The 22,885-nt window shown below is 71.7% G+C and carries 19 protein-coding genes and 1 tRNA gene; 9 read left to right on the top strand and 11 right to left on the bottom strand.

Going from position 1 to position 22,885, the window contains the following annotated elements; genetic code table 11:
* Positions 1-25: 25 nt before the first annotated feature.
* Complete coding sequence (locus tag B1759_RS04650) at positions 26-1,267, bottom strand: putative sugar nucleotidyl transferase (protein ID WP_095513864.1); 1,242 nt, start codon at positions 1,265-1,267, stop codon at positions 26-28.
* A 117-nt stretch (positions 1,268-1,384) separates the two neighbouring features.
* Between B1759_RS04650 and B1759_RS04645 the strand changes: the two genes are divergently transcribed.
* The 7 genes from B1759_RS04645 to B1759_RS04615 all read left to right on the top strand — a co-directional run bounded on the left by B1759_RS04645 (position 1,385) and on the right by B1759_RS04615 (position 7,102).
* Positions 1,385-2,425 (top strand): metal-dependent hydrolase, encoded by a 1,041-nt coding sequence (locus B1759_RS04645; RefSeq protein WP_095513863.1) that lies wholly within the window; start codon positions 1,385-1,387, stop codon positions 2,423-2,425.
* A gap of 70 nt (positions 2,426-2,495) precedes the next feature.
* Complete coding sequence (gene fsa, locus B1759_RS04640; protein ID WP_095513862.1) at positions 2,496-3,146, top strand: fructose-6-phosphate aldolase; 651 nt, start codon at positions 2,496-2,498, stop codon at positions 3,144-3,146.
* 150 nt (positions 3,147-3,296) lie between these two features.
* Positions 3,297-4,679 (top strand): MBL fold metallo-hydrolase, encoded by a 1,383-nt coding sequence (locus B1759_RS04635; RefSeq protein WP_095513861.1) that lies wholly within the window; start codon positions 3,297-3,299, stop codon positions 4,677-4,679.
* 2 nt (positions 4,680-4,681) lie between these two features.
* Entirely contained in the window at positions 4,682-5,161 is a 480-nt protein-coding gene (locus B1759_RS04630; RefSeq protein ID WP_095513860.1) for a PaaI family thioesterase, read from the top strand.
* 131 nt (positions 5,162-5,292) lie between these two features.
* Positions 5,293-5,874, top strand: coding sequence for a thioredoxin family protein (locus B1759_RS04625; protein ID WP_095513859.1), 582 nt, complete (start codon positions 5,293-5,295; stop codon positions 5,872-5,874).
* 83 nt (positions 5,875-5,957) lie between these two features.
* Positions 5,958-6,488 (top strand): thioredoxin domain-containing protein, encoded by a 531-nt coding sequence (locus B1759_RS04620; protein ID WP_095513858.1) that lies wholly within the window; start codon positions 5,958-5,960, stop codon positions 6,486-6,488.
* A gap of 68 nt (positions 6,489-6,556) precedes the next feature.
* Positions 6,557-7,102, top strand: a complete 546-nt coding sequence (locus tag B1759_RS04615) for a hypothetical protein (RefSeq protein ID WP_095513857.1) — start codon at positions 6,557-6,559, stop codon at positions 7,100-7,102.
* A gap of 53 nt (positions 7,103-7,155) precedes the next feature.
* Here B1759_RS04615 and B1759_RS20430 read toward each other — a convergent pair whose 3' ends face one another.
* The 7 genes from B1759_RS20430 to B1759_RS04580 all read right to left on the bottom strand — a co-directional run bounded on the left by B1759_RS20430 (position 7,156) and on the right by B1759_RS04580 (position 16,181).
* Complete coding sequence (locus tag B1759_RS20430) at positions 7,156-9,624, bottom strand: serine/threonine-protein kinase (protein WP_095513856.1); 2,469 nt, start codon at positions 9,622-9,624, stop codon at positions 7,156-7,158.
* Between the two features lie 200 nt (positions 9,625-9,824).
* Entirely contained in the window at positions 9,825-12,134 is a 2,310-nt protein-coding gene (locus B1759_RS04605) for a sodium-translocating pyrophosphatase (RefSeq protein WP_095513855.1), read from the bottom strand.
* A 64-nt stretch (positions 12,135-12,198) separates the two neighbouring features.
* On the bottom strand, positions 12,199-12,834 hold the full coding sequence (pth, locus tag B1759_RS04600; RefSeq protein ID WP_198948748.1) for an aminoacyl-tRNA hydrolase: 636 nt from the start codon (positions 12,832-12,834) through the stop codon (positions 12,199-12,201).
* Positions 12,835-12,912: 78 nt separating this feature from the next.
* Positions 12,913-13,545 (bottom strand): 50S ribosomal protein L25, encoded by a 633-nt coding sequence (locus B1759_RS04595; protein ID WP_095513854.1) that lies wholly within the window; start codon positions 13,543-13,545, stop codon positions 12,913-12,915.
* Between the two features lie 134 nt (positions 13,546-13,679).
* Positions 13,680-14,948, bottom strand: a complete 1,269-nt coding sequence (locus tag B1759_RS04590) for an acetamidase/formamidase family protein (protein WP_095513853.1) — start codon at positions 14,946-14,948, stop codon at positions 13,680-13,682.
* 114 nt (positions 14,949-15,062) lie between these two features.
* Positions 15,063-16,058, bottom strand: a complete 996-nt coding sequence (locus tag B1759_RS04585) for a ribose-phosphate pyrophosphokinase (protein ID WP_233134385.1) — start codon at positions 16,056-16,058, stop codon at positions 15,063-15,065.
* Positions 16,059-16,110: 52 nt separating this feature from the next.
* A tRNA-Gln gene (locus tag B1759_RS04580) sits at positions 16,111-16,181 on the bottom strand.
* A gap of 154 nt (positions 16,182-16,335) precedes the next feature.
* Here B1759_RS04580 and B1759_RS04575 point away from each other — a divergent pair.
* Positions 16,336-17,163, top strand: a complete 828-nt coding sequence (locus B1759_RS04575) for an aspartate/glutamate racemase family protein (RefSeq protein ID WP_158225124.1) — start codon at positions 16,336-16,338, stop codon at positions 17,161-17,163.
* Between the two features lie 42 nt (positions 17,164-17,205).
* On the opposite strand, the gene B1759_RS04570 is transcribed toward B1759_RS04575, so the two are convergent.
* The 3 genes from B1759_RS04570 to B1759_RS04560 all read right to left on the bottom strand — a co-directional run bounded on the left by B1759_RS04570 (position 17,206) and on the right by B1759_RS04560 (position 21,087).
* On the bottom strand, positions 17,206-18,168 hold the full coding sequence (locus tag B1759_RS04570) for a DUF4249 family protein (protein ID WP_095513851.1): 963 nt from the start codon (positions 18,166-18,168) through the stop codon (positions 17,206-17,208).
* Between the two features lie 81 nt (positions 18,169-18,249).
* Positions 18,250-20,538, bottom strand: coding sequence for a TonB-dependent receptor (locus tag B1759_RS04565; RefSeq protein WP_095513850.1), 2,289 nt, complete (start codon positions 20,536-20,538; stop codon positions 18,250-18,252).
* Positions 20,539-20,727: 189 nt separating this feature from the next.
* On the bottom strand, positions 20,728-21,087 hold the full coding sequence (locus tag B1759_RS04560) for a hypothetical protein (RefSeq protein ID WP_095513849.1): 360 nt from the start codon (positions 21,085-21,087) through the stop codon (positions 20,728-20,730).
* 154 nt (positions 21,088-21,241) lie between these two features.
* Here B1759_RS04560 and B1759_RS04555 point away from each other — a divergent pair, with 154 nt between their 5' ends.
* On the top strand, positions 21,242-22,882 hold the full coding sequence (locus B1759_RS04555) for a sulfatase-like hydrolase/transferase (RefSeq protein WP_233134384.1): 1,641 nt from the start codon (positions 21,242-21,244) through the stop codon (positions 22,880-22,882).
* Positions 22,883-22,885: the final 3 nt, after the last annotated feature.

Below are 22,885 nucleotides of genomic sequence, written 5' to 3'. Positions count from 1 at the left end.
AGGTCGGTTCCCGTGCCCTGCCCGCCTACCCGGCCTCCAGACCGTGGGCTGCCGCAGTCGTCTGGAGGAGGGCCCGCTCGTCCTCCGTGAGAGACCGCTCCCGCCGGGCCATCACCGCCTCCGCTACCCGAAAGGCCTTTTCCGTGCGGTATGGCACCAGACCGTCAGCACCGCCCCAGGCGAAGCTCGGCACGTGGCGGGGGGGGAAGCCTGCCCCGAAGAGGTTGCAGGACACCCCCACCACGGTCCCCGTGTTAAACATGGTACCGATGGCGCATTTGGAGTGATCCCCCATGACTAGCCCCATGAACTGGCGTCCCGTGGGCCGGAAGGCGCCTGCCTCGGGGTCCCAGAGGGAGACCTCGCCGTAGTCATTGCGCAGGTTGGACGTGTTGGTGTCGGCGCCGAGGTTGCACCACCGGCCCAGCGTGCTGTTGCCCAGGTAGCCGTCGTGGCCCTTCGAGGACAGGCTGTGGAGGACGCTCGCATGGACCTGGCCGCCCACCTTGGACCAGTACCCGAGCGCGCTCTCGTCCACCCGTGCAGCAGCGTGCACGACGGCCTTCGGTCCCAGGTACACCGGCCCCTTTACGACCGCATTCTCGCCCACCTCGGCGTCGGCCCCGATCCACACCGGTCCGTCGTCGGCGCGGACGATCGCCCCTGCGCGGACGACGGCGCCCGCGGCCAGGTGGATCCGGTCGGGCTCGATCAGGATCGCGCCGTCCTCGACCGTGCCCGCGTGCGTCCCGAGGCCGCCCATCGCCTCGGCGTCGTGGGCGATGCGAGCCCCGAGGTCAGTGATCATGTCCTCCAGTTCGCCGACCAGCACCTCGCCCTCGACGCGCTCCTCCGGGACCCCCGCCGCCTGTTCGATGCCGATCGCGTCGCGGCTCAGGAGGGCGGCGGGCGGGTCGGGGTGGACGAGGGCCAGCAGTACGCCGTCCTGCACGAAGGCCCGCGCCTCCCCCGTCCGCTCGGCGGCTTTCACGGCGTCCGCGACCTCGCCTCTGCGAACGAGCCACCGGCCGTTGACGAACAGCGTTCCCCCGAGCGTCGCCTCGCGGACCGCCGTCTCGGGATGCTCCTGCGCCGTTACGCCCGCGAGCAGGGTTCGCGTCTGCAGCACGAGGCGGCTCGGCTGGAATACGTCGACGGCGCTCTCCAGAAGCGTCCGCGCCCCGACGCGGAGGTCGAACACCGCGCGGGTCAGCGTGAGCGGGGCGAGGCGGCCGACGCGGTCGTCCTCGAAGAGACGGAGAGGCATGGCGGAGAGAGGAGGGAATGGAGGGATGGAGGGAGGGGGAGAAAAGATCCTGCAACCCGGATCGGTGGCGGTGGGTGCTGCGGGGGCATCGCGTTCCTGACTCCCACGCCCTCGTCCATGGATTCTCTCACGCAGGCCGTGCTCGGTGCCACCGTCGGCGAGGCGGTGGCCGGGCCGCGTATCGGGCGCCGAGCGGCGCTCTGGGGTGCCGTGGCGGGAACGCTTCCCGACCTCGACATCCTCACGTACCCGTTTCTCGACACGGCCGGCCAACTGCTCGTGCATCGCGGCGTGACGCACGGGCTGGCGTTCGGGCTCGTCGGCGGGGCGGTGCTCGGGTGGGCGGGCTGGCGGCTCTCGCGATGGCGGGCGGAGCGGACCGGGCGGGACCCCGGAACGCCCGGCCTCTGGATCGCGCTGTGGATCCTCGCTCTCGTGACGCACCCGTTGCTGGACGTGTTCACGATCTACGGCACCCAACTGCTGGCACCGTTCTCGACGCACCCGTTCGCCGTCGGGAGCGTGTTCATCATCGACCCGCTGGTGACGATCTCGCTGGCCGTCGCGCTCGGCGTGGCGCTGTGGGCAGGCGCCCGGGCACTGGCGCGGCGCGCGGCGCTGGTGGGGCTGGTCGCGGCGGTCGCCTATCTGGCGCTGGGCGTCGGGATGCAGGCGCACGCGCGCGAGACCGTCGACGTGGCGCTGGCCGACCGCGGCATCGCCGCCCAGCGCGTCCTGGTGGTGGCCGGCCCCCTCTCCTCGTTCGCGTGGCGCGGCGTCGCAGAGGCCGACGGCCAGATCCACCCGTTCGCGCTGCACGTCTTCGATCCGTCGTGGGACGTGCGGTTCGCCGCGCCGCTGCCCGTGGCCGGTCTCCCGCCGGACCTCGCCGCCAGCCGCACCGGCGAGACGCTGGCCTGGTTCTCGCGCGGCTGGCTCGCCCGCGTCCCCGAGGCGGACGGGCTCGTCGTGGCCGACACCCGGTTCGGCCGCCTCGGGCTCGGCGCCGACGCGCCGTGGGTCTTTCGGTGGCGCATCGACCCGGCCCCGCCGTACGCGTTCTCGCAGCTCCCGTCCGAGGTCGCGTTCGAGGAGGGCGAGCTGCTCCGCGTCGTCCGCAACGCGTACCGCCTGACGCGGTCCGTCCGCGACGATTGAGGGCGGAGCGGCCGGACCCGCTCCCCTACAGGTTCGTATCACGCCTCCCTCTCCCGACTCACCCCCCGCCATGAAGTTCTTCATCGACACCGCCGTCCTCGACGAGATCCAGGAAGCCGCCGACATGGGCGTGCTCGACGGCGTCACCACCAACCCGTCCCTGATGAAGAAGGTCGGGGTGAAGGACTTCCACGGCCACATCGCCAAGATCTGCGAGATCGTCGACGGCGACGTGTCGGCGGAGGTCACGGCGACCGACTACGAGGGCATCCTGGCCGAGGGCCGCGAGGTCGCGCAGATCGCCGACAACGTGGTCGTCAAGGTGCCGCTCATCCTCGACGGCATCAAGGCCATCAAGACGTTCTCGCAGGAGGGCATCAAGACCAACTGCACGCTCTGCTTCAGCCCGACGCAGGCGCTCGTGGCCGCCAAGGCGGGCGCGACCTACATCAGCCCCTTCATCGGTCGCCTGGACGACATCTCGTCCAACGGCATGGACCTGATCCGCCAGATCGTCGAGATCTACGCCATCTACGGCTTCGAGACCGAGGTGCTGGCCGCCTCCATCCGCCACCCGATGCACGTCGTCGAGTGCGCGATGGCGGGCGCCGACGTGGGCACGATGCCGCTGGACGTGATCAAGAAGCTCATCCAGCACCCGCTGACGGACAACGGCCTCGCCAAATTCCTGGCCGACTGGGAGGCGCTGCAGAACTCGTAGGCCTGTGATGTGACCCCGCCCGCCTCGGCACCGAGGCGCGCGGAGCGAGGTCGCCCCGCCGATGCGGCCCGTCGGCGGGGCGAACTCATTGAAAGCACAGAACACGAGAGGCCGTCGCGCGGGTAGCCTCCGGGACCAGATCTCCCCGGAATGAAATACCTCTCCCTCGGCGATACCGACGACATCGCCGCGTCCTGCCACTACCTCACGTTTGGCGGCACGGGCCTGATTCTCGACGCGGGCATGGACCCCGACCAGGACGGATACGCCGCGCTGCCGCCCTTCGAACTGCTCAAGGACCGCCCCGTGGACCACATCGTGGTGACGCACGCGCACCACGACCACCTGGGCGCGCTGCCGGTGCTCTCGCGCGAGGTCCCGCACGCCCAGATCCACATGTCGCGGCCGACCGCCATGCTGGCCGAGATGCTGCTCCCGTCGTCCGCGCGGCTCCAGAAGCGGCGCAACCGGGAGGGCTCGTCGAGCGCCGCGCCGGTGTTCGACGTCGAGACGGCCGAGGCGCTCAGCTACGTCTACGACACACACGTGCTGGACGCGCCCTTCAGCCTGGCCGGCCGCAAGGCCGAGGGGCCGCTCGCGGGCACCTTCTACCATGCCAGCCACGTGCTCGGCGCGGTCGGGCTGATGGTGGAGGGCTACGAGAACGGCCAGCGCCGCCGCCTCTTCTACACGTCCGACACGAGCCTCCAGCCGCAGACCATCCTCCCCGAGGCGGACTACCCCGACGGCCCCGTCGACGTGCTCCTGCTGGAGTCGACGCTCGGCGCCGACGAGGACGCGGAGACGACCTCCCGCAAGGCCGAGGAGAAGCGTCTCGGGCAGGCCATGGCGGACGTGCTGAACGGCGGCGGGGCGGTCCTGCTGCCCGTCTTCGCGCTCGGCCGTAGCCAGGACATGCTGGCGCTCATCGACCGCTTCAAGCGGCGCGGCCTCATCGACGCCGACGTGCCGGTCTACACGGCGGGCTCCATGCGCGGCGTGTCCGAGATCTACGACAAGACCCGCGAGTCCACGCCGCGGCTCGACGCCGACTTCGAGGTCTACGGCGTCGACCAGGAGCGCTACCCGCGCTCGCAGAAGCGCAAGACCGAGGCGCTCGCCAAGCCGGGCATCTTCGTCCTCACGTCCGGCATGCTCTTCGAGCGGACGCCGTCGTTCGACCTCGCCCGCCAGATCGTCTCCGACGAGCGCCACGGCATCTTCTTCGTCGGCTACTCCAAGGAGGGCTCCCCAGGCGACCGCCTCCAGATCGCAGCGGCGGCGGGCGAGAAGATGACCTTCGACCCCGACGAGGGGCCGGTCACGGTCAACGCCCGCGTCGAGCGCTTCCGCTTCTCGGGACACAGCCACCGCCGCGACCTCATCGAGGTCGTCGACCGCATCAAGCCGCGCACCGTCGTGCTGGTCCACGGCGAGACGGCGGCCAAGACCTGGATGAAGGAGAACATCGAGTTCTTCCACCCGGACGTGCGGGTCATCATCCCGGAGCAGGGCCAGGAGATCGAACTCTGACGATGACGCCGCTCACCCCGGAGCCCGGCTGGAAGCCCCTGACGCCATTCTGGGAGTCGATGGGCACGCGCTCCTTCGTCTCGTCGGACGACGACCCCGACCGCATCCGCGTCCGCTACTTCGCCGCCGACGCCGGGACGGTCTGGGCGCGGGCGGTCTTCGGGCCTGGCGCGGAGGGGCCGCCCGGGCACGCCCACGGGGGGGCGCTCGCGGCGCTCCTCGACGAGGCGATGGGCATGGCAGCCCTCGCCACCGGTCGCATCGTGGTCGCCGCGCGCATCGAGGTCGACTTCCGCGCGCTCGTGCCGCTGGGCGACGTCGTCACGGTCGAACTCGTCGCCGAGGCGGGGGAGGGGGCGAAGGTGCCGGTCCGCGCCACGCTCCGCCTGTCCGACGGCCGCACGGCCACCGAGGCCGCGGGCCTGTTCGTCGACATCGGCGCCGAGCGGATGGGCCGCGCGGCCGAGCAGGCCAGAGCCTGACCGTCCCGGCCGCTGGCCGCGCGCCTCGGTGAAGCTCTGGAGGGAGCCGGAGATGCAGGAGACCCAACGCAGGTCGCGGCGTAAGAGCGCGCCCCGACGACCCCGTCTGTCCGCCCCCACCCGCCGACCGCATGCCCGCGAGCACCCACTTCGACCCCGCCACCCGAGGCACCGACCGCACCGCCGACTGGGACGCTGCCGTCCCCTTCGAGCCCTGGCTCGCCGCCGCCGAGGACCTCGTCGAACTCTGGACCTCAGCCTACGGCCGCGCCTCTGCGGACCCGGCGATGGTCGCCCGCGCCGAGGACGTGGTGGGCGAGTGGAAGCTGATCGTGCTCACCGAGGACTGGTGCCTCGACGCGACCGCCACCGTGCCGCCCGTCGCCCGGCTGGCGGAGGCGGCCCGCAACGTGGAGTTGCGTGTGCTCGACCGCGACGACCACCTCGACCTGATGGACGCGCATCTCACCAACGGCCGTGCGCGCTCTATCCCCGTCGTCATCCTGCTGGACGCCTCCGGCGCCGAGCGGGCCTGGTGGGGGCCGCGCCCGTCCGATCTCCAGGCGTGGTTCGAGGGTGCGGGGCAGGAGGTCGAAAAGGAGGCGCGCTACCGCGAACTCCGCAAGTGGTACGCCCGAGACCGCGGCGCCTCGACCGTCCGCGAGGTCGTCGAGATGATCGAGCGCGCGGGCGGCGGCGGAGCCATCGGATAGGGGCAGACGGCGAGTGCAGGGGAGTCCGGTGGTCTCCACAGCGTACTCGCGTCGTCGTCCCTCACACACTCGCCCCTCCAACGATGCCTCTCGACCCGCCCCTTTCGTCTGCCGACCACATCGCTGGCCCAGACGACGCCCTCGTCACGCTCGTCCACTACGGCGACTTCGAGTGTCCGTACTCGAAGGACGTCCACGACCTCGTGGCCGACATCCGGGAGCACCATCCGATGGGCATCCGGTTCGTGTTCCGGCACTTTCCCCTGCGTCCGCACCCGAACGCGCTCGCCGCGGCGCTGGCGTCCGAGGAGGCCGCGCGGCAGGGTGGTTTCTGGCTTCTCCACGACCGGATGTACGCCCACCAGATGGCGCTGCGCCCGGCGCAGCTCGCCGAGCACGCCGAGGCGGTCGGCCTCGACGGCGCCGCCGTCCTGAAGGCGGTCGAGAGCGGCGACGACACGGCGGCCATCCTGGCGCAGAAGCGCGCGGGCGTGAGGTCCGGGGTTCGGTCGACGCTCGGGCTGTGGATCGACGGCGAGTGGATCGAGGAGGACGCGCTGGAGGAGGCCGTCATCCAGCGGGTGATCTACCCGCTCCGCGACGCGGGGGTGTAGCTAGTCCGACCGGACCAGACGGACGGGGCGGGGGAGGGCGAGGTTGGAGGTCTCACTGCCTCCGACCAATGCGTCTCGCCCTGATCCTTTCGGTGCTCGCCCTGCTCTCCTCCGCACAGGCGCAGGGCGGGCCAGAGCCTGGCCGCCTCACTGTGTCGCCTGCCGCCATCGTTCCGCTGTTCGGCATGGCGGACGCCTACGCCGTTGGCACAGGCGTGCGGGTGGGGCGGAGCTTCGGGAGCGACGCCCGGCGGGTTCGCTGGGCGGTCGGCCTCGAAGGGGCATGGTTCGACGACGTTCCGCCTCGATTCGGCTCCCCCTCGGGAGCCGGGCTGAGTGTCGGCGCGACCCTGGACGCGAGGATCCGGGTGCGGTCCGGAGAGGCCCCGGCCCATGCGTCCGTGGGCATCGGCGCCTTCCACGAGCGTGCGGGCGACCACGCTCCGTACGCCGTCGTTCCGGAGGTCCACCTGCGGTCGGGCATCGTCGTCCCTGCGGGGCGCGTCCACTTCGTGCCCGAGGTGAGCCTCCAGGTCGTCCTGTCAGACCTCCTGTCCGGAGGGGAATTCCAGCCGTCGGTCCGCCTGCCCGTCTCCGTCGGCGTCCGCTTCTAGCCGCCGTCCCTCGCCTCGGTGGACCTACCGGGGTGGAGAGACCCGAGGCGTCGTCACGCTCGCCGCGCGGGCAACACCCGCCGCCAGCGGGCGTGCAGCGCGGGCTGCGACGCGGCGACCTCCCGCAGCGTCCGCCGGACCCCCGCGTCCGTCTCCCGAAGCGCCTCCCAGTCCGGGTTGGCGAGCAGCCAGGGCGCGTTGTGGTTGCCCAGGTGGACTGCCGTCCGGAGCCAGTGGAGCGCCGCCTCGGGGTCCTCGGCGACCGCGAAGTACGTCCCGACGCGGTAGGCCATCTCGCAGTCGGCCGCGGCCATCGCCAGCAGGTCGTCGGTCATGAGCGATCGGGCGCGCTCGGGGTCGCCGGTGCGGTGGGCGGCGATGGCGAGCGTCGGGTGCGCCAGCCGCAGCAGCGGGTCGTCGGCCACGACCGACGCGAGCCGCTCCACGGCGTCGCCGAGGTGGCCGTGGCGGAGGTGCCAGACGGCGTCGGTCGTCCGCAGCAGCGTGTGCGCCGGGGCCACCGAGAGGCCGCGGTCGATCTCGACCCGCGCCGCCTCGGGCCGCTGCTGGTACAGGTGGACGCGCGCCCGCAGGTTGTAGACCCGCGGCCCGATGCCGGGCGCCAGCCGGAGCGCCGTGCCGAGCGCGTCGAGCGCCTCGTCCAGCAGGCCGTCCAACTGGAGAACGACGCCCGCGCCGACCTGCACCTCGGCGTCGTCGGGGGCCGTGTGGAGGAGGTGCTGCACGTCCTGGCGGGCCCGTTCGGTCTCGCCGCTCCACAGGCGCGTGTAGGCGCGGTACAGGGTCGCCTCGATGTGGGACGGGTCCAGCGCGAGCGCCCGGTCCAGGTGCCGCTGCGCCGCCAGCAGGTGCCCCACGCCCCCGTAGCCGAAGCGGACGCCCCGCGTGAGCGCGATGCCCAGCCCCGCCTGCGCCGGGGCGAAGTCGGGCGCCTCCGCGACCACCCGCTCGAACGCCTCCGTCGCCCGGATCAGGTCCGCGTGCAGGCCCGACCGCGACGCCTGTCCGTCCATCAGCGATCGGGCGCCGAGGTAGTCCTCCACGAGCGCGTCCGGCAGCGCCGCCTCGTCCACCGCGTCGACCGGGCGAAACTGGGGCGCCGGAGCGATGGGGAGCGCGCCCGACGCCGCGAGCGACGCGAACACATCGTCCCCGAGTCGCCGCTGGGCCTCGATGAGGTCACCCGCCACCTCGACCGTCCCGCCCTGCACGACCGCCTCGGTGGCGACGGCGACGAGCGTCCAGCCGAGGTGGAAGCCGTCGGGCGTCCGCGCGAACTGGCCCGTCAGCACGAATGCCGCTGCGGCCTGCCGCCCGGCCTCGACGGGTGTGTCGGCTCCCCGGAGCGCACGGGGAGGGCGGACCCTCAGGGTCGGCGCGCCGGCCAGTCGCGTCGCCACAGCGTCCGCCAGTGCGAAGCCGACGTAGGCCGGGCCCGGCGCCTCGCTCGCGTCTGCGAACGGCACCACCGCGACCGCGTTGTCGGGCGCCGTGCCGCGCGCGGGCAGGAGGCGGTCGGCGAGCGCGCCCAGCAGGCCGCGGCGCGGCGCGGCGTCCTCGGACGGGGGGAGGGGGACCGGCGGCGCGATCCCGACCGCCGCCACGCCCGGCTCCGGGACGAGCGCCTGCGCCACCGTCCGCAGCGCGTCCCGCACCTCGCTCGCATGGTGGTACCGGTCGTCCGGCAACCGCGCGAGCGCCTTCGCGATCACCGCGCCGAACGCCGGGTCCAGATCTGGCCGGACGCCTGTCGGCGACGGCACCGGGTACGACTGGATCGCGCTCGGCAACTGCGCCGGGTTCATCGACCGCATCCAGAACGGGTGCTGCCCGGTCGCCATCTGGAACAGGATCACCCCCAGCGCCCATACGTCGCTCTGCTCGGTGCTCCGGCGCGTCGCGAACTGCTCGGGCGCCATGTAGGCCGTCGTGCCGAAGCGCGACGACATCGCCGTGTCGGCACGGTCTGCAGCATCGGCGCGGTCTGCAGGCGGCAGGTCCTCCGGCGCGGCGCCGGGAGCCGTCCGCCGCGCCAGCCCGAAGTCCAGCACCTTCGCCACGCCCTCGTCGGTCACCATCACGTTGGACGGTTTCAGGTCGCGGTGGAGGACCCCGTAGCGGTGCGCTGCCGCCAGCCCGTCGGCGATCTGGATGCCGAGCGAGAGCGCCAACGCGTCGTCCAGGCGGCCGTCCTCCAGCAGCGCGTCGAGCGTCCGGCCGGGGACGTACTGCATGACGAGGAACGACTGCCCGTCGGCCTCGCCCGCCTCGTAGACCGCGCACACGTTGGGGTGGTCCACCGCCGATGCGAGACGGGCCTCCTCCAGGAGCCGCGCCGTCTGTGCTGCCGGGTCGCCTGCGGTGTGGAGCAGCTTCACCACCACCGTCCGCAGCAGATGCGTGTCGACGGCCCGGTAGACCGTGCCCCACGATCCCTTGCCGAGCGTGGCCTCCAGTCGGTACTGGCGGAGCGTGTGTGGGAGAGAGAGAGGAGGGGGCATCGGCAGGGAGGGGGCCTCGCGTGAATCGTCCCCGCTCCGGAGGGTTTCCGCCGCGTCCGTTCGCAAGCGCTTTCGCCGCGGTGTCTTAACGCATCCCCCTCTCCATCCGCCCTGCTCGCCTCGGGCCCGAGGCGGGATCAGAAAAAGCGCCCGGCCTCCACGCGGAGACCGGGCGCTCAGTCTGTCGACCGATGGCCGTGCTACTGCACCGCCACCTCTGCCGTCGTCGGGACGACCTCTGCCACCGGGGCGGCCTCCGGCTCCACGGTCTCGGTCACGACCGTCTCCGACGGGACCAGCTCCACCACGTCCGCGTCGGGGGCGGCCACGCCGAGGTCGATCTCCTCGATCTGGAGCGTCTCGTCGACTTCCGTCGTGCCGGCGTCGCCCGTGCCCGCGATCAGCGGCGCGATGACGAGCGCCACCACCGAGATCAGCTTGACGAGGATGTTGAGCGACGGGCCCGAGGTGTCCTTGAGCGGGTCGCCGACCGTGTCACCCACGACCGCCGCCTTGTGGACGTCCGAGCCCTTGCCGTAGGTCACGCCGTCGAACGTGACGCCGCTCTCGATGCGCTTCTTCGCATTGTCCCACGCGCCACCGGCGTTGGACTGGAAGATGGCCATCAGGACGCCCGTCACCGTCACGCCCACCAGCAGGCCGCCGAGCATGTTCTTGTCGTAGAAGCCGATCGCGACCGGCACCACCACCGCGAGGACGCCCGGCAGGATCATCTCCCGCAGCGCCGCCTTCGTCGAGATGTCCACGCAGCGCGCGTGGTCGGCCTTGGCCGTGCCCTCGCGCAGGCCCGGGATCTCGGCGAACTGGCGCCCGACCTCCTTGATCATGTCCGCCGCGGCGCGACCGACCGCGTTCATGGCCATCGCCGAGAACACGAACGGCAGCATGCCGCCGATCAGGACGCCCGCCAGGATGCGCGGGTCGGCCACGTTGATCGCCTCGATGCCCGCCTGCTGCATGAACGCCGCGAACAGCGCCAGCGCCGTCAGCGCCGCCGAGCCGATCGCGAAGCCCTTGCCGATGGCCGCCGTCGTGTTGCCGACCGCGTCCAGCAGGTCGGTCCGCTCGCGGACCTCCGGCGGAAGCTCCGCCATCTCCGCGATGCCGCCCGCGTTGTCCGAGATCGGACCGTAGGCATCGACGGCGAGCTGGATGCCCGTCACCGACAGCATGCCGAGGGCCGCGATCGCGATGCCGTACAGGCCTGCGAACGTGAACGCGCCGATGATGGCCAGCGCCAGCACGATCGTCGGGAGGCCCGTCGAGTACATCCCGACGCCGAGGCCCGAGATGATGTTGGTCGCCGCGCCCGTCACCGAGGCCTTCGCGATGCCGGTCACCGGCGCCGTGTGGGTCGCCGTGTAGTACTCCGTGATGAGGCCGATCGCCGTGCCCGAGGCGAGGCCGATCAGCACCGCCCAGAAGACGCCCAGCGACGAGTACGTGAACGTGCCCACGATGGGGGTCGTCGCCGTGAACTCGCTCGGCAGCATGAACGCGATGATGAAGTACGCCAGCACCGCCATCAGGCCGGCCGCGCCGAACTCGCCGATGTTGAGCGCCCGCTGCGGGTTGCCGCCCTCCTTCACCTTGACGAAGAACGAGCCCAGGATGGAGACCACGATGCCGACCGCCGCGATGACCAGCGGGAGCAGGACTGCGCCCAGCTCCATGCCGCCCGCGTCGACCAGGGCCGCCGCGAACGCCGCGCCGAGCACCATCGCGCCGATGATCGAGCCGACGTACGACTCGAACAGGTCCGCGCCCATGCCTGCCACGTCACCGACGTTGTCGCCCACGTTGTCGGCGATGGTGGCCGGGTTGCGCGGGTCGTCCTCCGGGATGCCCTCGTAGACCTTGCCCGCGAGGTCGGCGCCCACGTCGGCCGCCTTCGTGTAGATGCCGCCGCCGACGCGCGCGAACAGCGCGATCGAGGAGGCGCCCAGCGAGAAGCCCGCCAGCACGTTCAGCACGCGCGTGACCTCCAGCGGCTGCAGCACGCCGTCGGTGCCGTCGAACATGCCCGAGTAGACGACGAACAGCGTGCCCAGCCCGAGCAGGCCCAGTCCGACGACCGAGAGGCCCATCACGAGGCCGCCCGAGAAGGCGACGTTGAGGGCGCTGCCGAGCGACGTCCGCGCCGCGTTCGTCGTCCGCACGTTGGCCTTCGTCGCCACGCGCATGCCGAAGAAGCCCGCCAGCGCCGAGCAGAGCGCGCCGACGGTGAACGACAGCGCGATCAGCGGGCTCGAGTCCGCACGGCCGAGGTTGGCCAGCAGCAGCAGCGCCGCCACCACGATGACGAAGAGGGCCAGCACGCGGTACTCGCGGCGGAGGAAGGCGTTGGCGCCCTCCTGAATGTCGGCGGCGATCTCCGCCATGCGCTCGGTGCCGACCGGCTGTGCGGTGACCCAGCGGGAGCGGAGGAAGGCGTATCCCAGCGCGAGAATCCCCGCGATGGGGACGAGCAGGGCGAGAGTGGATTCCATGATGTGGGGGTGAGCGAGTCGGTGCCCTGGCGGGCGGTTCGTCGGGTGAGGGGCCGTCGGGCGCCTAGCGGCGGTTGTGCCGGTTCATGGCGGCCGTCAGGCCATCGCGGGCGAAGGTGAGCGCGGCGTCGGCCGCGTCGTCGAGGGCGGCCGAGACCGCCTCTTCCTCCGCATCGTCGAAAGGCGACAGGACGAAATCGACCTGCCTGCCGGGGGGGAAACTATTCCCCACCCCTACGCGCAACCGGGGAAACTCGGTGGAGCCGAGGGTCTGGATGAGGTCGCGGATGCCGTTGTGGCCGCCGTGGGAGCCCTTTCCGCGCAGTCGCAGCCCGCCGACGGGCAGCGCGAGGTCGTCGTAGACGATCAGCAGGTCGTCCACGTCGAGGCCGTACCGGTCGAGCAGGGCCGTCACCGCGCGCGCGCTCCGGTTCATGAACGTGAGCGGCTTCGCCAGCGCGAGCACCACCGCCTCGGCGTCGCCCTCGGCGGGCACCGTCACCTCGCCGACGAACGCGTGGGCGGCCTCCGTGGACAGGTCCGCGCCCAGGCGCTCGGCGAGACGGTCGACGACCATGAAGCCCGCGTTGTGGCGCGTGCCCACGTAGTCGGGGCCGGGGTTGCCGAGCCCCACGATCAGTCGCGACGGGGCCAGGGCGGGCGGTGGCGGGCCGCCGAAGAGGCGAGAGAGCCAGGACATCGCAGGGGGGCTGAAACGAACGCAGGGGCACGGCGCCGGGCCGTGCCCCTACGGGGATCGTGCGTGCCGACGAGACGCCTACGCGTCCTCGGTCGCCTCGGGTGCCTCCTCGGCGCCCTCGAGGTCGGCCTCCAGGGCCTCGGCCTCCTCGTCGTCGGTCGCGACCACCTTCGGCGCGGTGACCGACGCGATGGTGCGCTCGGGGTCGGTGAGGACCGTGATGGCGTCGCCGAGGGCGAGGTCCGAGACGTGGAGCGACTCGCCCATCTCCAGGGCGGTCACGTCGATGGAGACGTGGCCCGGGATGTCCTTCGGGAGGGCCCGGATCTGGAGGTCGTTGAGCGGCTGCGACAGCGCGCCGCCGGCCTTGACGCCGCGCGCGGTGCCCTCCAGATGGATCGGAATCGTCATCGTCAGGTCCTCGCCCGGCGTCAGCGCCAGGAAGTCGACGTGGAGCGGCTGGTCGGTGACCGGGTGGAAGTCGACCTGCTTGAGGATCGCCTCGTAGTCCTCGCCGCCGACCGACACCGCCACGCGGTACGTCTCGGTGGTGAAGATGAGCGGGCGGAGGCTCAGCGTCTCCGTGGCGAAGTGGACGGGCTCCGTGTGGGTGCCGTAGAGGACGCACGGGACGAGGCCCTCGCGGCGGACGGCCTTCGTGGCGACCTTGCCGGTCTCGCGCGGCTGGACGTCGAGCGTGATGGACTGCATGATTCGGTTCGGATGCGGGGGTCGGGGACCGAGGACCGTCCCGGGGTCGGGCCTGTCTCGCGGATCGAACCCGAAGCCTACGGCGGGGCACGGGGGGCGTACCGCGACAAATCGGCGAAGAGCCGCCGCGCAGGCTACCCTCCGATCCCCGCCAGCGCAGCCTTGTCGATGCGGGCTGAGACGCTGATCCAGGGCTGCACGAGGTCGGGGATGTCGTACCGAAGCGCGGTGCCCATCACGAGTGCGGTCTCGGTGTCCGTCAGCCCGTAGGCCTCCCCCAGCCAGCGCACGAGGTCGGAGGTCGCCTGTTCGACCGCCCGGTCCAGCGAGCCCGCGATGCCGACGCTCACCAGCGCGTCCTCGGTCTCGACGCGCGGCACCTGGTAGAACCGGTACCGCAACACCTCGACCGAGAAGGTCACGTCGAGGCTCGTCTCCAGCGCGTCGCCGGTCAGCTCGCCGTCCCCCTGGGCGGCGTGGCCGTCGCCGAGGTAGAGGTAGGCGCCCTCCTCGCCGACGGGCAGGTACACGGTCGCCCCCTCGCGCACGGCCGACAGCTCCATGTTGCCGCCGTACGGGCCCGAGTCGCGCGAACTCGGCGTCACGCCGCCTCCAGGCGCGACCGCGATGCTCCCCAAGAACGGCGTCAGCGGGGTCTCGTACGCGCCCAGCGTCGGCAGGGGCTCGGCCAGCCGGGCGACGCCCGCGTCGGGGTCGAGCACCCACTGGACGAGGGTGCCCCCTACCTCGCGGTCGGCGAGGGCCTGCGGGTCGAGGACGCTCGACAGGATCGCGTCGCCGCTGTAGGCCCAGTCGCGGTTGAGGCGGACCCGGTGGAGCGTCACCGCCAGCACGTCGCCGGGAAGCGTCCCCTCCACCACGAACGGTCCCGTGAGGGGATTCCCGCCGCGCGTGACGCGGTTGCCGGGCTCCCGGTAGCCGCCCGTGCTCCAGCCCGCCGCGTCGACGGTCGTGGTGCGGACGGTGTCGCCCGCGTAGAGGCGGAGCGCGGGCTCAGCGTCGGAGCCGACGAGCCGGTGGTACGTGGTGGGCGTCACCTCGAACGTGCGCGGCGAGGCCGGGGCGCGGAAGCGGTCGCCCGACCACCGACTGGAGTCTCCGTCTGACACGATCCAGCCCTCCAGGCGGTCGCCGTCCTGCGTGCCGCTCCACGCGTACCCGCTGACGTCGAAGGCCAGCATGGCGCCTGTCATCGTGCCTTCGAAGGGCGAGCCGTAAACGCGTCCACGGATCAGATCGCCGTCGGCCGTCAGGGCGACGCGCTGGGGCGTCGGGTCGCCCTCCATCCGGAAGACCCAGTCGCCCGCGATGGAAGACGGCGGCCCGGCCTGAGCGAGGGCGAGGACGGGAACGGCCAGGACGAGGACGAGGAGACGACGCATCGGATCGCGAGGGCCAAAGCACCATGATGGCGACCGCTCCTCAATCCAGGCAACCCCGAGCCGCCGAGCGGAGGCACGCGCGGCCGCCCGGCGGCCCCATCCGAGCGGGGGCCGTCACTCCACGAACAGCGTCGAGATGGACTCGTCGGAGCCGATGCGGTGGATCGACTCGGCGAAGAGCGGCGCCACCGAGATGACCTCGATCTTGTCGGACGTGCGCGCCAGCGGCACCGAGTCGGTCACGATGACGCGGCTGAGCGGGCTCGCCTCGATGCGGTCGACGGCCGGGCCGGAGAGCAGTGGGTGGGAGCAGAACGCCTGCACGCTCAGCGCGCCCGCGTCGGAGAGCGCCTTCGCGCCCGACGTGAGCGTGCCCGCCGTATCGCACAGGTCGTCGATCACCAGGCAGTTCTTGCCCTTCACGTCGCCGATGATGTTCATCACCTCGGCCACGTTGGCCTCCGGCCGCCGCTTGTCGATGAGCGCCAGCCCGGCCTTGAAGCGCTTGGCGTAGGCCCGCGCGATCTTCGACGCGCCCACGTCCGGGGCGACCACCACGAGGTTCTGACGGAAGTCCTCGACCGTCTGGCCGTTGGAGCCCGCCAGCATCAGCGTGTTCTCGTCGAGCCACGTCTCGAACACCGCCGAGCCATAGAGGTGGTCGACCGGGATGTCGAAGAAGCCCTGGATCTGGGCCGCGTGGAGGTCCATCGTCAGCACCCGGTCCACGCCCGCGTCCTGGAGCATCTTCGCGATCATGCGGGCCGCGATGGACACGCGGGGCTGGTCCTTTCGGTCCTGCCGCGCGTAGCCGAAGTACGGCAGCACCGCCGTGATGCGCGCCGCCGAGGCCCGCCGCGCGGCGTCGATCATCAGGAAGAGCTCCATCCAGTGCTCCGCTGGCGGCGGGGTCGACTGGATGATGAACAGGTCGGTGCCCCGGATCGACTCCTCGTAGCGAACGTAGATCTCGCCATCGGAGAAGTCCTTGAGGGTCACCTCGCCCAGGGTCCAACCGCCTTCCTCGGCGATCCGTTGGGCCAGCGCAGGGTTGGAGCGCCCGGCAAAGATCGAGACAGGCAGCGTCGAGGCGGGCACGAGGAGGGCCACGGTCGGGGAGGGGAGGGAGGACCGGCAGTCGCCCCGGGGGAGCGACCAGGAGTTGCCCCAGGAGGATTCGAACCTCCACAACCACTTCCAAAGAGTGGTGTGCTGCCATTACACCATGGGGCAGGCGGCACCGGTCGCGACAGGCGGCGTAGGCTGTCGTCCCGGCCGGGCACGCCCCAAGCTAGGCGGATCCGGCCGCGCGGACCACGACTCTCTCCGCTCCCGCCCCTCCCTCGCCGGTCGTCAGCGGGTCTTGCTTCTCTTTTCACCCGATCCCGTGCCCTCGACGCTCGACCCCGCCCTCTCCGCTCTCAACGGCGCGCCCTCTGCCGACGAGCGCTCTGCCATCGGCGTCCTGGGCGGCCTCGGTCCGTACGCCGGCCTCGACCTCGTCCGCGCGATTTTCGACGAGACCGAGGCGCACGCCGACCAGGAGCACCTGCCGGTGGCGCTCATCTCGTACTCCAACCGCATCCCCGACCGGGCGGCATGGCTGGCCGACGAGACGGCGCCGAGCCCGATCCCGGCCATGATGGAGGTCCTCCGTCGGCTCGACGATGCGGGGTGCGCCGTCGCGGGCATCCCCTGCAACACGGCCCACGCTCCGGCCATCTACGACCGCCTGCACGAGGGGCTGCTCGCCGACGGCCGGGAGATACGCCTGCTCCATATCGTGGACGCGATCGTGCAGAACGTGTCCGAGGTGGCGCCCGGCGCGTCGCACATCGGGGTGCTGGCGACCTCGTCGTCCGTCTCGAACCGGCTCCACCAGATCGGGCTGGAGGCGGCCGGCCTCCAGGCGGTCGTGCCCGACACCGCCCACCAGACGGCCGTCCAGGAGACCATCTACGGCCCGTGGGGGCTGAAGGCGCAGAGCGCGCCGCCCGATCCGCGCTCCCGCGAGGCGCTGCTGGCCGCCACCGAGCACCTCGCCGCCCGTGGGGCGGACGCCGTGATCCTGGGCTGCACCGAACTCCCGCTGGCGATCCCGGAGCGGCGCCACGAGGGAACGCCCTTCGTCAACTCGACGCGGGCGCTGGCGCGGGCGCTCATCCGGGCGACGCACCCGGAGAAGCTGCGCTTCGCTCGCACCGTCGCTGCCTGACCCCGCCTCGGTCCCTCCGCGGACGCGCCGAGGCGGACCGGGCTACGGCTCGACGATCTCAGTCTGGTTGCTCACCCGCGCGTACGACCCGAACAGGCCCAGCCCGCCCACGACGTTGGTGGTCACGTTGGGGATCTCGCCCGGCGAGAGGGTGCTGCCGCCGAGCTGGACGGCCTGTGTCTGGACGAACGCCTGGAGCGCCGCGTCGAGCGACACCAGCGACACCCGACTGGGGCCGTAGTAGCCGAACGCGAGGAACGGCACCTGCACCAGCAGCGACCCGTCGCCGAGGTCGATGTAGCTGGCCTCGTTGATGACGGGCGACGTGCCGGAGCGGATGCCGTCGTCGCGCGGGTCCTCGGCGCACAGGATCGTGCCGCCCTCCTCGTCCTCGCAGTCAAGGATGCGCGCGTAGATGGGCGTCAGGAGGAAGCCGGACCCGGGGACGCTCCGGTAGAACGTCTCGCCGTCCACGTCCACCTCGACGAAGTCGGCCGGGTCGAGGGCGCGCGTGGTGGCGACGAACGTGGCCTGTCGCTCCGCCGTCGAGGTCCGGTTGACGCGCACCTCGGGTCCCTGGCCGACGCCGTAGACGACCGACACCTGCGGCTCGCCGACGGTGAGCAGCGTCGGCGGCACCGTGGTCTCGGCGGTGACCGTCTCGCCGTCGGCCTCGACGCGGAGCCGGTACGTCGTCCCGGCGGTCACGGTCACGGACGCGTCGGCGGGCGCGTAGACGCCCGGCGTCTGGGTGGGGACGTAGGCGTAGACCGCCTCGTCGGCTCCGGTGCGCGTCACCGTGACCGTAGCCCCGACGATGCCGAGGTCGGTCGGGTCGTACACGTCGAGGAAGGGCGACGTGCGTGTCAGGCGAACCGACGGCAGCGGCTCGCCCGCGCCCAACTGGGCCGCGACCACGAGCTGCGGCGTGAAGCCGTCGTCGGTGGTGCCGTCGCACGCGCCGAGGGCGAGCGCCAGGACGGCGAGGAGGAGGGAGATGCGCATATGAGTTCGTGGTTCAGGGTTCGGGGTTCAGGGTTCGCCAGGACCCGCACCTCTGCGAACCCAGAACCCCGAACCCTGAACTCAAAACGCCAGCGAGATGGACACGTTGGGGAGGATCGGGAGCTGACGCACCTCGGTCACCCCGATGGGGTTCTCGCCGCGGTCGTAGTTCAAAAACCACAGGTTGCGGCGGTTGTAGACGTTGACGAGCTGGAGCTGCAACTCGTAGTCCGCCCAGGACCAGGCGCCGGTCTTGGTGAAGCCGAGGTCGGCGCGGTGGTAGGGCTCCAGGCGCGCGCTGTTGAGCGCGTTCGTCTGCGAGACCACCAGGTCCGGGTCCTCGAACGGCAACCCGTCGATGACGTAGAGGCCCGACGGCGAGGTGTAGGCCTGCCCGGTCGCGTAGGCGCCGACGGCGGTCGCCTTCCAGCCGCGGCCCAGGTCGTAGTTGGCGACCAGCGTCAGGTCGTGGAGGCGGTCGTACTTGGGCGGGAAGTACACGTCGAACTGCTGCTCGGCCGGGTAGCGCCGCCGCGTCACGCCGATGGTGTAGCTGACCAGGCCCGTCAGGCGTCCGAGGCCGCGCTCCAGCAGGACCTCGGCGCCGTAGGCGTAGCCGCGGCCGAAGCGGAACAGGTCCTGGTAGTCCAGCCCTGCCACGTCCTGCACCTCGGGGCGCGTGTCGAACAGGTCGCGTAGCGTCCGGCCGTAGACCTCCACGTCGAGCCGGTAGGCCGGGCCGAGGTTCGTCTTGACGCCGAGCACCAGCTGGTCCGACTCCTGCGGCGGCACGCCCACGCCCGTCGTCACCCAGGTGTCGAAGCCCGAGAAGGCCTCGTTGGTGATGAGCGACAGGAACTGGTGGTAGCGCCCGGCCGCGGCCTGCAGCACGAGGTTCTCGCCCATCGTCTTCTCGACCTGCACCTGCGGCGAGACCCGCACGTAGCTCGCCGGCACCGACGGATCGTCGTCGAGGAGGTCGTCAGTCTCGCTCCGGAAGTACTCCGCGCGGACGCCGCCGGTCAGGATCCAGCCGTTGCCGGGCTTCAGGCGACCCTGCACGTAGCCCGAGGCGTAGCGCGACGGGTTGCGGTAGTCGGTCTGCGTGGAGCCGTTGAAGGAACTCGACAAGCCGAGGTCGAGGAGCCCGGCCCAGGCGCCCGTCTTGAGCTCCACGCCGCCCGTCGGGAACCACTCCACGTCGGAGCGGACCGAGTAGTCGGTGATCGTGTTGGGCCGCTCGAAGCCCGTCTCGCCGAACTCGCCGGTGGGGTAGCTGAAGTAGCGGCTCGCGGTCAGGCGTGTCTGCGCGAACGCCGTCCCCGAGAGGACGCGGTTGTAGGCGATCGAGCCGGTCCGGTTGCCGTAGTCGAGGTCGAAGCGGGCATCGTCGCCGAAGGGCACCACCACCTGATCGCGGCCCGCGTACGACGCGACGCTGATGCGGTCGTTGGGCGAGAGGTCCACCGAGACCTTGCCGTTGAGGTCGTAGAAGTAGAAGCTCTCCGGGATGCCGTCCTCGTCGAGCTGCTCGCGCAGGACCGCCAGCAGCGGCTCCAGCGTGCTCCGCCGCGCGTTGAACGAGTAGGAGCCCGGCACGCCCGGAATCGGCCCCTCCACGCCGACCCGGCTCGCCAGCAGCCCGAGGCTGAGCGACCCGTGCGTTTCGTTGCGGTTGCCGTCGCGGTTGTAGACATCCACCACCGACCCCAGCCGCCCGCCGTAGGTGCTCGGGTAGGCGCCCTTGTAGAGGCGCACGTCCTTGATGGCCTCGGTGTTGAACGTCGAGAAGAAGCCGAAGAAGTGGGTCGGGTTGTAGACCGTCGTGCCGTCGAGCAGGATGAGCGTCTGGTCCGGCGAGCCGCCGCGGATGTAGAGGGCCGACGAGAAGTCGCTCGACGCCTTGACGCCCGGCAGCAACTGGATGGACCGGAAGAGGTCGGCCTCGAAGACGGTCGGCAGCGCCTCCACCAGGTCGATGGAGACCGTGGTCGTACCCGGCGCGCGCTCCTCCTCGATGGGTTCCTCCGCCTCCACGACCACCTCGTCGGTGGTGACGCCCTCGGGCGCCAGGTCGATGTCGAGGCGCGTCGTCTCGCCCGCCGTCAGCGTGACCGTCCGCCGGACGGGCTGGTAGCCGAGGTAGCTGGCCGTGATGGTGGCCTCGCCGGGCGGCAGGTCGCCGAGGGTGTAGAAGCCGGATACGTTGGTGGCCGCGCCGCGTGCGGTGCCCTCCACGCGGACCGTCGCCTGGAGCAGCGTCTCGCCGGACTGGGCATCGCGCACGAACCCATTGAGAGCCGCCGTCTGCGCCGAGGCGGAGCCAGCGAGGGACGCCAGGAGGGCGAGGAGAAGCAGTCGGCGGGCCATCGGCAGGGGGGAAGACCGGCGGTGGATGCGGAAGGGGCGGCGGGGTTCGGTCTCCGGCGTGGGGAACCCGCGAAATGCCCGAGACTCAGGTCGTTCCCATGCCGCCGCTGGCCCCGACGGGGCAACAGCCGACGAGGTTGCGCTTCCGTGCCGGGCGGCCTCTCGCCATCGACGCGCGGACCGGTCGCCTTACCGCACCCGGTCCAGCCACGGTCGCTCGCCCAGGCAGAACGTCGACGAGTCGGCCTCCAGGCGGCGCGGGTCCGCGCTGGCAGGGTAGCGCGAGGTGGCGCTGCCCAGGTTCCACCGCAACAGCAGCTCGCCGTCCTCGACGGCCCACGAGTGGACGGTGTCGCGGCGCACCGAGTCGGGGTGGGCGTAGCTCCAGGCCATCTGCCCGTCGGCGTCGAGGCGGACGTAGGCGGTCGCGATCTCGGGCGCGGGGCAGACCTCCCGCCACGTGGTGCCCACGAGGTCGGCGCGGGAGAGGCGAGCCGCACCGGCGCATCCGGCCACGACGGCAGCGGACAGGAGGAGGGCGCGGCGCATGGAGAAAGCTAGACCCGGACGCAGCGGACTCGTTGCCCGGCGGCGAGCGTGGACAGGAGCGCGAGTGTGCAAAGGCATGTGGGGGCATTCGAGCGCTCTCCCTCCCCTGTGCGGCCCGGCCCGGCTAATTTGCTCGTCCGCCCCCCTGGTTTCCATGTCCGTGCGTCAGGTTTTCGCCCTCTGCGCCGTGGTGTGCGCGCTCCTCGCGCCGGCCGTCGCCCAGCCCAACGTGGTCCTCATCGTGGCCGATGACATGGGTTTCGGGGATGTGGGCTACAACGGCTCCGAGATCGCCACGCCCCACCTCGACCAACTCGCGGCCGAGGGCGTCGTGCTGGACCGCTTCTACACGTCGCCGCTGTGCTCGCCGTCGCGCGCGGGCCTGCTGACGGGCCGCTACCCGATCCGGATGGGCATCAACGAGCCCGTCACGCGCGCCGACACGGTCGGTCTGCCGCAGGCCGAGACGACGCTCGCGGAGGCGCTCAAGGCCTCCGGCTACGAGACCTCGATGGTGGGCAAGTGGCACCTCGGCGACGATTGCCCCTACCACCCCGGCCTCCACGGCTTCGACGCCTTCCTCGGCATGCTCGGCGGCGGGGCCAACTACTACAACCGGCTCACGATCGTCGGCCCGGACTGGTGGCGAGGCGTGGCGCCCGTGGACACGGGCGGCTACACCACCGACCTGATCGCCGACGAGGCCGTGGAGGTGCTCTCGGTCCCCAGGCTGAAACCGCTCTTCCTGTACCTGCCCTTCACGGCGCCCCACACGCCGCTGCAGGCCCCCGAGGAGGACATCGCGCTGTACGCGTCGCTGCCCGAGCCGCGCCGCACGTACGCGGCGATGGTCACCAACCTCGACCGGTCCATCGGGCGGATCATGGAGACCATCCGGGCGTCGAGTTCCGAGCGCGAGACGGTCGTGTGGTTCCTCTCCGACAACGGCGGGGCCGCCGAGCTGGGGGGCGACAACGGGCCCCTGCGGGGGAAGAAGGGCCAGTCGTGGGAGGGGGGGATCCGTGTGCCGTCGGTCGTGTGGGCGCCCCAGCGGTTCGAGCCGCGCGTCATCGACCACCCGGTGTGGTACCTCGACGTGTTTCCGACCGTGATGGGGCTCGTGCCTGGCGCCTCGCCGCCGCTCCTTCCGCTCGACGGAGCCAACCAGGGGCCTCAACTCGCGGGCGAGCGGCCGACCGACACCCTCCTGGAGCGCCTGCTGTACTCGTACCGGCGCACGGGCAGCGACGGCTCGTGGCTCGGCGTCCAGAACGCCACCTGGAAGTACACGTCGCGCCGTACCTCCGAGAACGTCGCCCAGGGGTTCTTCCGCATCGACCTCGACCCCTCCGAGCAGAGCGACAGCCTCTCCACGTATCGGCCGATGGCCCAGGCGTTCCAGGAGGCCGGGCTCGCGTTCGCCGATCTGACCCTGCCCGGTGCGTCCAGCGACATCACGCTGGAGACGGAGCAGCCCGCGGACCTCTCGGACTGCCCCGGCATCCTCTCGGTGCCATCGCCTCCGGGAGCCTCTGACCTGGGGCTGAGGGTCGGGCCGAACCCGTTCTCGACCTCGGCGACGATCGAGGTGACGAGCAAGGAGACGCGCTTCGTGATCGTCGAGCTGATGGACGTCGTGGGCCGACGCGTGCGGACGCTCTACGAGGGCGCGGTCACGGCGAACGTGCCGCGCGGCGTCGCGCTCCGGCGCGGCGGACTGCCGAGCGGCACCTACTTCGTCCGCGTGACGGGCGGAGGCGGGTCGGCGCTGGCGCAGGTGACGCTGGCGCGGTAGCGG

Source organism: Rubrivirga sp. SAORIC476 (genome assembly GCF_002283555.1).
Lineage (GTDB): Bacteria > Bacteroidota > Rhodothermia > Rhodothermales > Rubricoccaceae > Rubrivirga.
The sequence above is the reverse complement of the archived record's forward strand: the minus strand, read 5'-3'. Positions and strand labels throughout refer to the sequence as shown.

Bases quoted from the DNA above. Each gene is read 5' to 3' on its own strand.
- B1759_RS04650 (WP_095513864.1), bottom strand. From the start codon at position 1,267: ATGCCTCTCCGTCTCTTCGAGGACGACCGCGTCGGCCGCCTCGCCCCG.
- B1759_RS04645 (WP_095513863.1), top strand. From the start codon at position 1,385: ATGGATTCTCTCACGCAGGCCGTGCTCGGTGCCACCGTCGGCGAGGCG.
- fsa (WP_095513862.1), top strand. From the start codon at position 2,496: ATGAAGTTCTTCATCGACACCGCCGTCCTCGACGAGATCCAGGAAGCC.
- B1759_RS04635 (WP_095513861.1), top strand. From the start codon at position 3,297: ATGAAATACCTCTCCCTCGGCGATACCGACGACATCGCCGCGTCCTGC.
- B1759_RS04630 (WP_095513860.1), top strand. From the start codon at position 4,682: ATGACGCCGCTCACCCCGGAGCCCGGCTGGAAGCCCCTGACGCCATTC.
- B1759_RS04625 (WP_095513859.1), top strand. From the start codon at position 5,293: ATGCCCGCGAGCACCCACTTCGACCCCGCCACCCGAGGCACCGACCGC.
- B1759_RS04620 (WP_095513858.1), top strand. From the start codon at position 5,958: ATGCCTCTCGACCCGCCCCTTTCGTCTGCCGACCACATCGCTGGCCCA.
- B1759_RS04615 (WP_095513857.1), top strand. From the start codon at position 6,557: ATGCGTCTCGCCCTGATCCTTTCGGTGCTCGCCCTGCTCTCCTCCGCA.
- B1759_RS20430 (WP_095513856.1), bottom strand. From the start codon at position 9,624: ATGCCCCCTCCTCTCTCTCTCCCACACACGCTCCGCCAGTACCGACTG.
- B1759_RS04605 (WP_095513855.1), bottom strand. From the start codon at position 12,134: ATGGAATCCACTCTCGCCCTGCTCGTCCCCATCGCGGGGATTCTCGCG.
- pth (WP_198948748.1), bottom strand. From the start codon at position 12,834: ATGTCCTGGCTCTCTCGCCTCTTCGGCGGCCCGCCACCGCCCGCCCTG.
- B1759_RS04595 (WP_095513854.1), bottom strand. From the start codon at position 13,545: ATGCAGTCCATCACGCTCGACGTCCAGCCGCGCGAGACCGGCAAGGTC.
- B1759_RS04590 (WP_095513853.1), bottom strand. From the start codon at position 14,948: ATGCGTCGTCTCCTCGTCCTCGTCCTGGCCGTTCCCGTCCTCGCCCTC.
- B1759_RS04570 (WP_095513851.1), bottom strand. From the start codon at position 18,168: ATGCGCATCTCCCTCCTCCTCGCCGTCCTGGCGCTCGCCCTCGGCGCG.
- B1759_RS04565 (WP_095513850.1), bottom strand. From the start codon at position 20,538: ATGGCCCGCCGACTGCTTCTCCTCGCCCTCCTGGCGTCCCTCGCTGGC.
- B1759_RS04560 (WP_095513849.1), bottom strand. From the start codon at position 21,087: ATGCGCCGCGCCCTCCTCCTGTCCGCTGCCGTCGTGGCCGGATGCGCC.
- B1759_RS04555 (WP_233134384.1), top strand. From the start codon at position 21,242: ATGTCCGTGCGTCAGGTTTTCGCCCTCTGCGCCGTGGTGTGCGCGCTC.